Annotated in this window: 10 protein-coding genes and 2 pseudogenes; 3 read left to right on the top strand and 9 right to left on the bottom strand. The window is 76.6% G+C overall.

All coding sequences use genetic code 11. The annotated features are described in order from the left end of the window. Window positions 1-654 precede the first annotated feature (654 nt). Window positions 655-927 (bottom strand): annotated as a pseudogene (locus WAA21_RS17945) (SdrD B-like domain-containing protein); the annotation flags it as partial. Here WAA21_RS17945 and WAA21_RS17950 point away from each other — a divergent pair. From WAA21_RS17950 to WAA21_RS08065, 3 genes and pseudogenes are all read left to right on the top strand, one after another. Further along, on the top strand, window positions 926-3457 hold the full coding sequence (locus tag WAA21_RS17950) for a glycine zipper domain-containing protein (protein ID WP_442893249.1): 2532 nt from the start codon (window positions 926-928) through the stop codon (window positions 3455-3457). The pseudogene WAA21_RS17945 and the gene WAA21_RS17950 sit on opposite strands and share 2 nt — an antisense overlap. Window positions 3458-3759: 302 nt before the next feature. Next, a complete protein-coding gene (locus tag WAA21_RS08060) occupies window positions 3760-4686 on the top strand; it encodes a DUF5996 family protein (RefSeq protein ID WP_336922265.1) in 927 nt (308 codons plus the stop codon). A gap of 70 nt (window positions 4687-4756) precedes the next feature. Then, a pseudogene (locus WAA21_RS08065) lies at window positions 4757-5074 on the top strand (GNAT family N-acetyltransferase); the annotation flags it as partial. Window positions 5075-5096: 22 nt separating this feature from the next. Here WAA21_RS08065 and WAA21_RS08070 read toward each other — a convergent pair. The 8 genes from WAA21_RS08070 to WAA21_RS08105 form a co-directional block, all read right to left on the bottom strand. Then, entirely contained in the window at window positions 5097-5753 is a 657-nt protein-coding gene (locus WAA21_RS08070; protein WP_336922266.1) for a hypothetical protein, read from the bottom strand. A gap of 5 nt (window positions 5754-5758) precedes the next feature. Beyond that, the gene (purL, locus tag WAA21_RS08075; RefSeq protein WP_336922267.1) at window positions 5759-8113 is read right to left on the bottom strand and encodes a phosphoribosylformylglycinamidine synthase subunit PurL; all 2355 of its coding nucleotides are present in this window, start codon (window positions 8111-8113) and stop codon (window positions 5759-5761) included. Further along, a complete protein-coding gene (purQ, locus tag WAA21_RS08080; protein WP_336922268.1) occupies window positions 8110-8790 on the bottom strand; it encodes a phosphoribosylformylglycinamidine synthase subunit PurQ in 681 nt (226 codons plus the stop codon). The genes purL and purQ overlap by 4 nt, the downstream gene beginning before the upstream one ends. A gap of 36 nt (window positions 8791-8826) precedes the next feature. Next, a complete protein-coding gene (csrA, locus tag WAA21_RS08085; protein ID WP_336922269.1) occupies window positions 8827-9219 on the bottom strand; it encodes a carbon storage regulator CsrA in 393 nt (130 codons plus the stop codon). A gap of 92 nt (window positions 9220-9311) precedes the next feature. Continuing rightward, on the bottom strand, window positions 9312-9542 hold the full coding sequence (locus WAA21_RS08090; RefSeq protein ID WP_336922270.1) for a hypothetical protein: 231 nt from the start codon (window positions 9540-9542) through the stop codon (window positions 9312-9314). Then, complete coding sequence (locus tag WAA21_RS08095) at window positions 9539-10246, bottom strand: PilZ domain-containing protein (protein ID WP_336922271.1); 708 nt, start codon at window positions 10244-10246, stop codon at window positions 9539-9541. Before WAA21_RS08095 ends, WAA21_RS08090 begins: the two co-directional genes overlap by 4 nt. Beyond that, on the bottom strand, window positions 10243-12003 hold the full coding sequence (locus WAA21_RS08100) for a hypothetical protein (protein WP_336922272.1): 1761 nt from the start codon (window positions 12001-12003) through the stop codon (window positions 10243-10245). Before WAA21_RS08100 ends, WAA21_RS08095 begins: the two co-directional genes overlap by 4 nt. Continuing rightward, window positions 11981-14023 (bottom strand): flagellar biosynthesis protein FlhA, encoded by a 2043-nt coding sequence (locus tag WAA21_RS08105; RefSeq protein WP_336922273.1) that lies wholly within the window; start codon window positions 14021-14023, stop codon window positions 11981-11983. The genes WAA21_RS08100 and WAA21_RS08105 overlap by 23 nt, the downstream gene beginning before the upstream one ends. Window positions 14024-14069 lie beyond the last annotated feature (46 nt).

Below are 14069 nucleotides of genomic sequence, written 5' to 3' on the forward strand. Positions count from 1 at the left end.
CGGCCGCCCGGCGCCCGACGTGGTGGCGAGCGCGCCCAGCAGGAGCAGTGCGAGGGCGAGCGTGAGGACACCGGAGGGCTCCGCGCCCGTCCGGGCCAGCGCCCGCGGCAGGACGGTGGCCGGCCGGCCTCCGCCGGTCGACGACAGGGGCGCACCCAGGGGCGCGAGCGTCGGGGTCGGGTCCGGCGTATCCGTGGGCACCGGTGTCGCCGTCGGGTCGCCCGGGGTCCGGGGGTCGCCCGGGCCCTCCGGCGTCTCGGGGTCGGTGGGCACGTCCGGGTCGCTCGGGTGGGGCACGGGCAGCAGCGCGGTCGCCGGCAGGGGCGACCACACACCGGCGACGGCGGTGTCGGACGGGAGCCGGTTGGGCGCCACGGCCCCGCAGTGGTAGTTGCCGAAGGGCAGCCCGGCGAAGGAGAACCGACCGCCGGCGTCGGCGACACCGAGGAACCACATGTCGTCGGCCGTCCCCATGACCCCGTCCATGCCGGGGCCACCGCAGGCGACCTCCGAGCCGGGCATGGGCTCTCGCGTGCCGTCGTGGACGACGGTGCCGGTGAGTGCACCGCGGCCCGCGCCGGCGAAGTCGGCGACGGCGGTGGCGCCGGCCACCGCGCCGACCCGGACCGACCAGTCGCGCAGACCGTCGGTGTCGGAGGTGTAGGCGAAGCCGGGCATCACGGCGACGGCGCGCACGGTGTAGCGGCCGGGGACGACGTCGAGGAACCGGTAGCGGCCGTCGCCGTTCGTCACCGCCCGGCGCGGCGCCTCGTCGGCCGCCGCGACCAGGCCCGCAGCCCGGAGACCGGTGGGCGCGGTCTCGCGGACGAGCTCGACCGTGACCCCTCGCACGGGCAGCTCGGTCGCCGGGTCCTGCCTGCCGTCCTCGTCGCGGTCCAGCCAGACGACGCCCTCGACGGTCGCCATGTCGAGCTCGGGGTCGGTCGGCGCTGGGGAGGGCGTGGTGGTCGGGCCGGTCGTCGGGCCGCTCGTCGGGACGCTGGTCGGCTCGCTCGTCGGGCCGGTCGTCGGGCCGGTCGTCGGGCCGGTCGTCGGGCCGCTGGTCGGGCCGGACGTCGGGCCGGTCGTCGGGCCGCTGGTCGGGCCGCTGGTCGGGCCGGACGTCGGGCCGGTCGTCGGGCCGCTGGTCGGGCCGGACGTCGGCTCGCTCGTCGGCCCGGACGTCGGCTCGCTCGTCGGCCCGGACGTCGGCTCGCTCGTCGGCTCGCTCGTCGGCCCCTCCGTCGGACCATCGGTCGGGCCGCCGCTCGGCTCGCTGGTCGGGCCGTCGGTCGGATCGCCGCTCGGCTCGCTCGTCGGCTCGCTGGTCGGCTCGCTGGTCGGGCCGTCGGTCGGATCGCCGCTCGGCTCGCTCGTCGGACTGTCGGTCGGGCCGTCGGTCGGGCCGTCGGTCGGCTCGCTCGTCGGACCGTCGGTGGGACCGTCGGTCGGGCCGTCGGTCGGCTCGCTCGTCGGACCGTCGGTGGGACCGTCGGTCGGGCCGTCGGTCGGCTCGCTCGTCGGACCGTCGGTGGGACCGTCGGTCGGGCCGTCGGTCGGCTCGCTCGTCGGACCGTCGGTGGGACCGTCGGTCGGGCCGTCGGTCGGCTCGCTCGTCGGACCGTCGGTGGGACCGTCGGTCGGGCCGTCGGTGGGGCCGTCGGTCGGCTCACCCGACGGCTCGCTCGTCGGACCATCGGTGGGGCCGTCGGTCGGGGTGGTCGTGGGTCCCGGCGTCGGGTTGGGGGTCGGGCCGTCCGTCGGAGGATCGGTCGGCTCAGGGGTGGGGCTCGACGTCGGGAGACCCGTCGGCTCGCTTGTCGGCTCGCTTGTCGGGCCATCCGTCGGCTCGCCGGTCGGCTCACTGGTCGGGCCATCCGTCGGGTCGGTGCTCGGCACGCTGGTCGGCTCACTGGTCGGGCCGTCCGTCGGGCCGTCCGTCGGGTCGCTGGTCGGCTCGCTGGTCGGGCCGTCCGTCGGGCCGTCCGTGGGGCCTTCCGTGGGGCCGTCGGTCGGCTCGCTGGTCGGCTCGCTGGTCGGCTCACCGGTCGGCTCGCCGGTCGGGCCGTCGGTGGGGCCGTCCGTCGGGTCGCTGGTCGGCTCGCCGGTCGGGCCGTCCGTCGGGCCGTCCGTGGGGCCGTCGGTCGGCTCGCTGGTCGGCTCGCTGGTCGGCTCGCTGGTCGGGCCGTCCGTCGGGCCGCCCGTCGGGCCGTCGGTGGGGCCGTCGGTCGGCTCGCTGGTCGGGTCGCTAGTCGGGTCGCTAGTCGGGCCGTCCGTCGGGCCGTCGCTCGGCTCGCTGGTCGGCTCGCTGGTCGGGTCGCCCGTCGGTCCATCCGTCGGTCCAACGGTCGGCCCGCTGGTCGGGTCGCTGGTCGGCTCGCTGCTCGGCTCGCCGGTCGGCTCGGGCGTCGTGGTGGGCTCGGCGGTGGGCGTCGGGTCGGGCGTCGGGGTGGGGTCCGGCGTCGGCTCGGGCGAGGCGCAGCTGATGGCGGTCGGCGAGACCGCCGACGCGGTGAGCGGCATGAGCGCGACGTGGGTCGTGACGCCGAGGACGGACTTCACCGACACGGTGAGCGTGGCCACCGACGCGGCCGCCGACGTCCCGTCTGCGGCGGCGCTGACGTTCGCCGGCGCGCCGAGGGTCAGCGTGGCGGTCGACAGCCCGGACAGCACGGTCCCATGCGTGAACGTCCGGGGGACGCCCGCCGTCAGCACCGTGTCCGTCGTCCCCTGCCGCACCGTGACGGTCGGCGGGGTGTACGTCACCCCGGCCGACCCGGGCGTGCCGCCGGCGACGGCGGTGAGCGTGGCCGGTCCCACGACCTTCGCCGTGAGCGCACCGTTGAGCAGCGACAGGTCCTGCGTCTGCGCCGTCGCACGCGACCGCACGACGCGGCGACCGGCGTCGAGGGGGTCGGGCAGGAGGGCGACGGTCGAGGCGGTCGACACCGTCGACGACGACAGCACGCCCGGCACCCCGAGCGACAGGGTCTCGGTGCTCGACGTCGACAGCAGCCCGTCCGCCGGGCACGCCGAGTCCGGCCACCGGGCGTCGTCCGTCAGCCGGACCGCACCCAGGGCGAGGACGTCGTCGAGGCCCGAACGGACGGTGAGCGACGCCAGGTCCCGCGGCCCCTTCGCCCCGGTGTCAGGGGGCGCCACGTCCTCCTGGATGCCGACGCCGGCCGACGCGAGACCCAGCAGGTTCTCGGCGAGCTGCTCGGACCTCGCCACGGACGGGTGGGCACCGGCCTGGTCGACCCGGGCACGCGACCGCACGACGGTCGTTCCGGTGAGCGGGAGCCCGAGCACCTGTCCCGTCAGGCGGGCGGTCGTCGCGGACGCGTCGCCGCCGACGCCGCTCGGCAGCGTGGACGCCTGCGCGTGCGCGGGGACGGCGAGCAGCATCGACGACACGACCGCGGCGAGCGCGGTCACCACGACGGGCACGCGGTGACGGCGCCGTGGTGGTGCTGGACGGACGGACATGGCTCTCCCCCGAGACGTGGTGGACCTGGGGGCAGGGACGGCTCATGGGACCTTTCGCCTGAGGACCTGTCTAGTTTCAACAACCACATCACCCGCCTGCGGGCAAGGGGCTCGGTCGCGCGTCCACCCGCACGGAGCAACCGCTGCTCCGTCCCGGTGACGGGACCCGTCCGTACTCGACGGGCGCCGACGCACCGAGCCGGACGCCCGTGCTCGCGGAATGCCGTCGGACGGGGCGACGCTGTGACCTCCACGGACCGAGGAGGGCGCATGTCACAGGACGGCTGGCCCGCACTGCGCGTGGCGGACTGGACCGAGACCCGCGACACGCTGCACCTGTGGACGCAGGTGGTCGGCAAGGTGCGGATGGCCCACGCCCCGCTGCTCAACCACTGGTGGCAGAGCACCCTGTACGTCAGTGCCCGCGGCCTCACCACCTCGGCCGTCCCCCACGGCAGCGGCACCTTCGACGTGGAGCTCGACCTCGTCGAGCACCGGCTGGTGGTACGCGCCGACACCGGCGCCACGCGCACGGTCGCCCTCGAGCCGAAGCCCGTCGCGGCCTTCTACGCCGAGACGATGTCCGCGCTGGCGGACCTCGGCCTGCCCACCCGGATCCGGGCGGTGCCCAACGAGGTGGACCCGGCGATCCCCTTCGCGGAGGACGACACGCACGCCTCGTACGACCCGGCCGCGGCGCACGCGTTCTGGCGTCAGCTCGTGCAGGCGTCCCGCGTGATGGGCGTGTTCCGTTCGCGCTTCGTCGGCAAGGTGAGCCCGGTGCACTTCTTCTGGGGCGCCATGGACCTCGCCTGCACGAGGTTCTCGGGCCGGGACGCACCGGAGCACCCGGGCGGTGCGCCCAACTGCGGCGACTGGGTGATGGTCGAGGGGTACTCCCGCGAGCTCAGCAGCTGCGGCTTCTGGCCGGGCGGCGGCGAGGAGGGCGCCTTCTACGCCTACGCCTACCCCGAGCCGGACGGCTTCGCCGCGCGGCCGGCCGGACCGCCGGGGGCCGCGTACTCCGAGGCGGCGGGCCAGTTCCTGCTGCCCTACGAGGCGGTGCGCCGCGCCGAGGACCCCGACGGCGCCCTCCTGCACTTCCTGCAGAGCACCTACGAGGCCGCCGCCGACCTCGCCCGCTGGGACCGCGCAGCCCTGGAGGACGACCCGGCACGGTGGGACCACCGCCGCTGACGACCCACCCGCCCGGCCCGCCCGGCCCGCCCGGCCCGACCACCTCGACCCGCCACCCGAGTCCCCGAGAGGACGCCGCACCATGACCGTCACCGTCTCGCACAACCCGTCCGAGAAGCGCTACGAGGCCCGCGACGACGGCACGCTCGCCGGCTTCGCGGCGTACATGCTCGCCGGAGAGATGATCGTCTTCTCGCACACGGAGGTGGAGCCGGCGTACGAGGGCCAGGGGGTGGGCGGCGCGCTCGCGCGCGCCGGACTGGACGACGCACGGGAGCGGGGGCTGTCGGTCATGCCGCTGTGCCCGTTCATCAAGGCGTGGGTGCAGCGTCACCCCGAGTACGAGGACCTGCTGTTCAACGCGCCGCCGAGCCGCGTCACCGACTGACCGTCCTCCCCGGGCCCGGCACTCAGCCGTCCTCGAGGCGCGCGAGCCGCGTGAGGCCGCTGACCCACAGCTGCGAGGTCTCCGCGACGGCGAGCGCGAGCACGCCGGCCGCGGCCGCCGTCAGCAGCCACAGCGCGACGTTCAGCCCGGTCAGCCACAGCCCCGAGTGCCCGAGGTGCGTCGCGGCCCGGCCGCGCACCGTCCACGTCGATCGGAGCTCGCGGTAGGCGGCCGTCATGTAGAGCCGGTCCACCCAGCGGCGCACCGGCCCCCGCGCGTGCCCGTCCCGGCGGACCCGGTCCTCGATGACCCAGCGGGTGCGGGGGTAGGCAACCACGAGCGCGACGAGGTCGACGACGACCCGGACGCCGATGGCGGCCGCGATGCCCGCCAGCGGGGTGAAGAGCGCGCCGACGAAGCGGAACGGGTCGTCGAGGCGCACGAGCGCGACGGGGGTGACCTCGCCCGCGAGCCACGCGTAGGCGAAACCGAGGATGAGCAGCGGCCAGAAGCTGCGGCGCAGCACCCAGAGGACGAGCACCCACACGGCGTCGCGCCGGCTGTGGGCCATGACGTCGTCGGGGACGGCGCCGCCGTGCTCGGGCCGGCCGCCGGGGCCCAGGCCGTGCTCCGCGCCGTACGCACCCGTCCCCGGTGCGGCGTCGTCGGGCACGGCCACCGTTCTCAGCCGAAGAGCGCGGGCAGCGTGCCCTCGTGCGCGGCCCGGAGCTCCGTCAGGGGCACGAGCCCGACGCCCGCGACGTCGAGCGCCGGGACCCCGTCGTCACCGCCGGCGTCGTCTGTCACACCGATGCGCGCGTGCACGAGGCCGCGGGCGGTGCAGACGTCGGTGAAGCGGATCTCCTCGCTGCGCGGCACGGCGACGACCGCCCGGGCGACCGACTCCGCGAAGAGGGCGGTCGTGAGGTCGACCCCGTCGCGCTCGCACACCTCCTGCAGCCACACCCGGGCACCGACACCGTGCCGCAGGCACCCCTCGACGAGCGCCTGCGCGAGCCCGCCGTCGGACAGGTCGTGCGCGGCGTCGACGAGACCGTCGCGCGACGCGGCGAGCATGACCGCGGCGAGCAGCCGCTCGGCGTCCAGGTCGACCCGCGGCGGCAGCCCGCCGAGGTGGCCGTGGACGACGCCCGCCCACGCCGAGCCGGACAGCTCCTCGCGGGTCGTGCCGAGCAGGTACAGCGCGAGCCCGGCGCGGTCCCAGCCGGAGCCGGTGCGCCGCGACACGTCGTCGAGGACGCCGAGGACGCCCACGACGGGGGTCGGGTGGATGGCGACGTCGCCGGTGGAGTTGTAGAAGCTGACGTTCCCACCGGTGACGGGCGTGCCGAGCTCCGCGGTCGCGTCGGCGAGGCCGCGGACGACCTCCGCGAACTGCCACATGGCGCCGGGCTCCTCCGGCGAGCCGGAGTTGAGGCAGTCCGTCACCGCGACGGGCGTGGCGCCGGTGACGGCGACGTTGCGGTAGGCCTCGCACAGCGCGAGCTGCGCGCCGGCGTAGGGGTCGAGTGCGGCGAGCCGGCCGTTGCCGTCGAGCGACAGCGCGATGCCCCGGCCCGTCGACTCGTCGACCCGCAGGACGCCGGCGTCGTCGGGCGTGGCGAGCGCGGTGTTGCCGAGCACGTACCTGTCGTACTGGTCGGTGACCCACGCCCGCGAGCAGAGGTCGGGCGAGGCGACCATCGCCAGCAGCTGCGCGCGCAGCTCCTCGGCGCTGCCCGGGCGCGTGAGGTCCTCGGCCCGGTCGGCCTGCCGGGCGTCGAGCCAGTCCGGACGGGCGTAGGGCCGCTCGTAGACGGGCCCCTCGTGCGCGACGGTCCGCGGCGGCACGTCGACGACCGTCTCGCCGTGCCACGTGATCTCCAGGTGCTCGCCCTCGGTGACCTCGCCGAGGACGGCCGCCTCCACCTCCCAGCGGTCGGTGATCGCGAGGAAGGCCTCGAGCCGGTCCGGACGGACGACGGCCATCATCCGCTCCTGCGACTCGCTCATGAGGATCTCCTCCGGGCGCAGCGACGGGTCGCGCAGCGGGACGAGGTCGAGCGCGACGCGCATGCCGCCGTCACCGGCCGAGGCCAGCTCGCTCGTCGCGCACGACAGACCCGCCCCGCCGAGGTCCTGGATGCCCTCGACGACCCCGGCCGCGTACAGCTCGAGGCAGCACTCGATGAGGAGCTTCTCCCGGAACGGGTCGCCGACCTGCACGGCCGGGCGCTTGCTCGGTCCGCCCTCGGCGAAGGTCTCGCTCGCGAGCACGCTCACCCCGCCGATGCCGTCGCCGCCGGTGCGGGCCCCGAAGAGCACGACCTTGTTGCCCGCGCCGGTGGCGTTGGCCAGGTGCAGGTCCTCGTGCCGCAGCGCGCCGACCGACAGGGCGTTGACCAGCGGGTTGCCCTGGTAGCAGGGGTCGAAGTACACCTCGCCGCCGACGTTGGGCAGCCCGAGGCAGTTGCCGTACCCGCCGACCCCGGCCACGACCCCGTGCACGACGCGAGCGGTGTCGGGGTGCTCCGGCGCCCCGAAGCGCAGGGAGTCCATGACGGCGACGGGGCGGGCACCCATGGCGAGGATGTCGCGGACGATGCCGCCGACGCCGGTCGCGGCGCCCTGGTACGGCTCGACGTAGCTCGGGTGGTTGTGCGACTCCGCCTTGAACGTGACGGCCCAGCCGTCGCCGATGTCGACGACGCCCGCGTTCTCGCCGATGCCCGCGAGCAGGCGCGTGCTGCCCTTCTCCAGGGCGCGCTGGGTGGCGTCGCCGAAGCGGCGCAGGTGCACCTTGCTCGACTTGTACGAGCAGTGCTCGGACCACATGACGGAGTACATGGCGAGCTCCGCCGACGTGGGCCGCCGGCCGAGGATGTCGCGGATGCGCTGGTACTCGTCGGGCTTGAGGCCGAGCTCGGCCCACGGCTGCTCGACGTCGGGCGTGGCGGCGGCGTGGGCGACGGAGTCGAGCCGGTCGGCCGTGGCGACGACCTCGACGGCCTCGGGGCTGGTGGCGCCGTGCGGGCTCACGCGAGCACCCCCGTCAGCGCGGTGGCCAGCACGGACGTGAAGAGGCCGAGACCGTCGGTCGTCGGCCCGTAGCCCGGTTCGACGGCGTGCTCGGGGTGCGGCATGAGCCCGACCACCCGGCCGCTCGCGTCGGTCACGCCTGCGATGTCGCGCCGGGAGCCGTTGGGGTTGACGTCGAGGTAGCGGAACACGACGCGGCCCTCGCCCTCGAGCCGGTCGAGGGTCGCCTCGTCGGCGACGTAGCCGCCCTCGCCGTTCTTGAGCGGGACGGTGATCTCGGCCCCGGCCTCGAAGGCGCCGGTCCACGCCGTCGTCGCGTTCTCCACGCGGAGCCGCTGGTCGCGGCACACGAACCGCTGCACGTCGTTGCGCACGAGCGCGCCCGGCAGCAGGTGGGACTCGCACAGGACCTGGAAGCCGTTGCAGATGCCGAGCACCGGCATGCCCCTGCGGGCGCCGTCGACGACCTCGGTCATGACGGGGGCGAAGCGGGCGATGGCCCCGGCGCGCAGGTAGTCGCCGTAGGAGAACCCCCCGGGCAGCACGACTGCGTCGACGCCGTGCAGGTCGTGGTCGGCGTGCCAGAGCCGGACCGGCTCCGCGCCGGCCAGGCGGACGGCGCGCGCCGCGTCGCCGTCGTCGAGGGAACCGGGGAAGGTGACGATGCCGATCCGCACGTCACCAGCCTAGGTGCCGGGCGCGACCGGTCCGGCTCAGCGTCTCGGCGGCGGGCCGGGCCTGGGACGGGCGGGCTCCGCCCCGCCGTCCGCCGGTCCGTCACCCTGCGGTGTGCCGGGTCCGGAACCGCGAGAGCCAGCGGGCGCCGTGGGCGACGTCGCGCCGGTGACACCGGGTGCGCGACGGCCCGGGGCGCCCGCGAGGCCCATGAGCTCGGCGACGGCGGCGGACGGCTGCTGCCCGGACCGGCTCGCCTCGGCGTTGGCCGCCTTGACGGCCGCGTAGACCTCGGCGCGGTGCACCCGGGTCGAGCGGGGGGCGTCGATGCCGAGGCGGACCGCGCCGTCGCCCTTGAGCTCGAGCACGGTCACGACGACGTCGTCACCGATGACGACGCTCTCGCCGGTGCGGCGGCTGAGGACGAGCATCGGCCCAGGGTAGGCCCGGGACCCCTTCCCGTCGCCCACCCGGCGGGATCGGGTCGTGCGGGCCGGTCAGCGCCGCGGGCGGGTCGCGGTGGTCAGTCGCCGCGGCGCCGGCGCGGGGTCTGCTCCTGCGGCAGCGGGACGGTGGGCAGGGTCTGCCGCGGTCCGGGCGTCGTGACCGCGCGCCACAGCCGGACCCCGACGGCGGCGAGCAGCATGCCGAGGAGCCACACCACGAGCGCGTCCTGGACGGGACGGGCTCCCTGCAGCGCCTGCACGACGACCGGGGAGGCGAGCACGAGGCCGAGCAGGGGGACGAAGCTCACGACCGCGCCCCAGCTGCCCGGGCCTCGCCCTGCCGTCGCAGCACCTCGCGGCGCACGAGCCCGGCCTCGTGGTCGGGCAGGTCGAAGCGGACCCGCACCTGCAGCTGCCGTACGGCGGCCCGCTCGACCGCCACGACGTCGCAGCCGGTGCTCACGACCACGTCCGGCAGGCGCAGGGACAGCACGAGCGGCTCGCCCGCCCGCGCGGGGAACGGCTGGTCGGCGTCGAGGACGACGCGCGCGCCACCCTCGCTGAGGTCCGCGACGACACCCGTCGCGCGCCACCGGACCTCGGAGCCCTCCCGAGGGTCCAGCTCCGCGCGACCCAGGTCGTCGGCCGCGTCGTCCGGCGGTTCCAGGTCGGCGCCGGCGAGGACGTCCGCGCGGACGAAGCGCCGCCGCTGCACGCGCCGGGCGGGCCCGGCCGGGCGCAGCACCCAGCGGGGCGGCTCCTCGGCCACGACCTCGACGAGCGTGCACGACACCTGCAGCGCGCCCCGCGGCGGGACCGCCCACGTGACGGCGATGGTCGCGCCGGGGCGCTGCACGCCCACCCGGCCGGGTACGAGCACGGCCGCGACGACGAGGTCGGCGCCGACGAGGTCCTCCAGCCGGCTGCGCAGGCCGTCGGGCACGCCGGGCAGGCCCAGCACGACGGGTGCGTTGAGGCGCGGCCGCTCGAGCTCGGCGGTGCCGCGGCTCACTCCCCCGCCGCCCAGCGCAGCGCGTCCAGCAGCGCGCCGGTCCAGGCGCCCTCGGTGGCGGGCCGGCCGTCGAGCAGCGAGACCGGGGCCCCGAGGTCGGCCGCCGGGACGACGGCGCGCGCGGCGCCGACCACGGCGACGACGTCCGGGCGCACGCGGGTGCTCGGGCCGACGGGCTCCCGCGACGCGGGCCGCGCGGACACGGTCGCGTCGACGACACCGACGACGAGGTCGGGCTCGACGAGGTCCACGACGACGGTGTCGGCGTCGGGCACGGCGAGCACGAGGGGGGCGGCGGCGGCGAGCGCCTGCTCCCGCAGCCGCGGCAGCCTGCGCCGCGTGCTGCGGTCGTCCCACGTCACGACGCGGGCGCGCCCGAGGGCCTCGGCCACGGCGGCGGCCGTCGCCTCGACGTGCGGTGCGGGCCCGACCACGAGGACGACCTCACCGGGGCCCGCGTGCAGCGGGACGGTGGCGGCGGCCAGCCGGCCGCCGAGGCTCGCGGCGAGCAGCGGCAGCCGCAGGTCCGACCGGGCACAGCCCGTGTCGGCGACGTCGGCGGCGGCCAGCGCGGCCAGACGGCGCGAGGCGCCGACGGCGAGCGCGAGGGAGACGAGGTCGCCCTCCCCCGTCAAGCGGGTGACGCGGTCGGGCGCGGGGCCGTCGGCGCGGTCGGCGCCCGCGCTCGCCGCGGCGCGGGTGCGCGGACCCCGGGGCAGGGCGGACGGCTCCAGGCGGACGACGAGCTCGGGCGCCTCGGGGGCGGCGGGCGGCGGGATCGGCGCGGGGTCGGTGTGCTCCGGCTCGGTGTGCCCCCACTGGGGGTACACCGACGCGACGGGGTGGGGCTGCGCGGGCTCGGGCGCGGGCGCGGGCTCGGCGGGCTCGGCGGGCTCGGCGGCGGGCTCGGCGAGCTCGGGTGGCTCGGCGGGACCCGACGAGTGACGGCCGCCTCCGCCCGGCACGCCGTCCCTCGGCGGGGGCACGGCCGCACCCGACCCACGGGGCGCGTCGGCGCGGGACACCACGTCGCCGGCCGGGGACGACGGCTCCGCGAACGGCGCGAGGGGGACGGAAGCCGGCCGCGGGGTGTCGGCCCGCGCCACCACGGGCGCGGCGGCGGGGGCTCCGGTGGTGGCCCCGGCCAGGGCCGCGTCGACCGACGACGGCTCGGCGGGTGCGAGCGTCGACGGCGTCCAGGCGCGCGCGGTCGAGCCGGCGGTCGCGTCGGCCAGGGCGAGCGCCGCGGGCACGACCTCGGGCTCGGCCGCGGCGGCTCCGCCCAGCAGGTCGGCGCGCAGTGCCGCGAGGACGTCGTCGAAGGCGCGGGTCTCCGTCGACAGCCTGCGCCCGGGCGGGCGGACCTCGACGGGCAGGGGGGTCGCCTCGGGAGCGGTGGCGACAGCGGTCACGGGCGCCTGGGGCACCGTCGGCGCAGTCGGCACCGCGGGCACCGTCGGCACCGGGGTCACGGCCGGCGCACTCGCCCCGTCGGCGCCGTCGGCGGCGGCCAGCAGCGCGTCGAGCCCACCGCCGGTCGTGCCGGGTCCAGCGGGGCGCGGCGTCGGCGACGACACGGCCGGGGCGTCCGGCACGCTGACCGTCACCTCGTAGTGCTCGCGGGCGAAGAACCCGGCGAGACCACCGGTGCGGACGCGCTGGGCCGAGACCACCTGCACGTCCGCGCCGTGCTCACGTCGAGCCTGCTCGAGCAGGGGCGCGAGCGCCGGCCCCTCAAGACGCAACTGCCGAGGCATTCGTCACCGTCCCAACGGCTTCCACCCGAGGCGCCTGACCGGCCTCGGTGTACGAGAGGACCGCCAGCGTCGGCACCGCGGCGACGACGAGGCGGCGGAGCGCCGAGCGGAGGCCCGGCGCGCAGACGAGCACGTACTCCACCCCGAGCCCGTCGACCCGCTGCACCGCGGCGGCGAGCGAGTCGAGGACCCGCCCGGTGGCGCCGGGGTCGAGCTGGACGACCGGGCCGTCCTCGCCGGGGCGCACGTGCTCGGCGAGCTCGTGCTCCAGCAGCGGGTCGAGGGTGAGGACGCGGAGGACGCCGTCGCGGCAGAACGCGTCCGCGACGGCGGGGCCGAGCCCGGCGCGGGCGGCCTCCACGAGGCCGTCGACGTCGGTGGAGGTCCGCGCCCGCAGCGACAGCGCCTCGAAGATGCGGACGAGGTCCCGGACCGGCACGTGCTCGTCGAGCAGGCCGCGCAGCACGCGCTGCACCTCCCCGAGCGACAGCTGCGAGGGCACGAGCTCCTCGACCACGACGGGGTGCGAGCGGCGGACGGACTCCACGAGGGCCTTGGTGTCCTCGCGGGACAGCAGGCGCGCGGCGTTGGCGCGGACCACCTCGCCGAGGTGGGTGATGAGGACCGAGCCGCGGTCCACGACCGTCGCGCCGGCGAGCTCGGCCTGGTGCCGCGCCTCGGCGGGCAGCCACTTGCCCGGCAGGCCGAAGACGGGCTCGACGGTCGTCGTGCCGGGCAGGCCGTCAAGGTGGTCCCCGAGCGCGAGGACCTTGCCGGCGGGCGCCTGGCCGCGGCCGACCTCGACGCCGGAGACGACGACGGAGTACGTGCCCATGGGCAGGTCGAGGGAGTCGCGCGTGCGCACGGGCGGCAGCACGAGGCCGACCTCGAGGGCGACCTTGCGGCGCAGCGCGCGCACCCGGTCCAGCAGGTCGCCGCCGGCGCCGGCGTCGACGAGGTCGACGAGGTCGCCGGCGAGCACGATCTCGAGCGGGTCGACGACCATGTCGTTGGCCAGCTGCTCGGCCGGGTCGAGGGCGACCGGCTCGAGCGCGTCGCCGGGCTCGTCCGCCTCGGCGCGCTCGACGTTCCTCGCACGCAGGGCCAGGGCCAGCATGGCGCCGCCCACGAGCAGGAACGGCAGCTTGGGCAGCCCGGGGACGACGGCCAGCCCGGTGATGGCGGCGCCGCCGATGGTGAGGGCCTTGGTGGAGCGCAGCAGCTGGGTGGCCGCGTCGCTGCCCATGTCACCGGTCGAGGTCGCCCGGGTGACGATGAGGCCGGTCGCCACGGACGTGAGCAGCGCGGGGATCTGGGAGACGAGGCCGTCGCCGACCGTCAGCAGGGAGTAGGTGGAGATCGCCTCGCCCCAGCCCATGCCCCGCATGCCGACGCCCGTGCCGAAGCCGCCGAGCAGGTTGATGACCGTGATGATGATGGCGGCGATGGCGTCGCCCTTGACGAACTTCGAGGCGCCGTCCATCGCGCCGTAGAAGTCGGCCTCGGCCGTCACCTCGGCGCGGCGCTGACGCGCGGTGTCCTCGTCGATGAGGCCGGCGTTGAGGTCGGCGTCGATGGCCATCTGCTTGCCGGGCATCGCGTCGAGGGTGAAGCGGGCGCCGACCTCGGCCACGCGCGTCGCGCCGTTGGTGATGACGGCGAACTGGATGACGGTGAGGATGAGGAAGATCACGAGGCCGACGACGAGCGAGCCGCCGATGACGAAGTTGCCGAACGCCGCGATGACACCGCCTGCGTAGCCGTCGAGCAGCACGAGCCGGGTCGAGGCGACGTTGAGCCCCAGCCGGAACAGGGTGACGACCAGCAGCAGCGCCGGGAAGATCGAGAAGTCGAGCGGGCGCTCGACGTACATCGCGGTGAGCAGGATGAGGACGCTCACGGCGATGCTGAGGACGAGCAGCGCGTCGAGCAGCACGGCGGGCAGCGGGACGACCAGCAGCAGGACGATGCCCACGACCCCGACGGGCAGGGCGTATCGACCGATGCCGGACGCGCTCACGCAGACCTCAGCTCTCCCTCCGGTTCGTGCGGCGGAGGGGTCGTGG

Source organism: Aquipuribacter sp. SD81 (assembly GCF_037153975.1).
GTDB lineage: Bacteria > Actinomycetota > Actinomycetes > Actinomycetales > JBBAYJ01 > Aquipuribacter.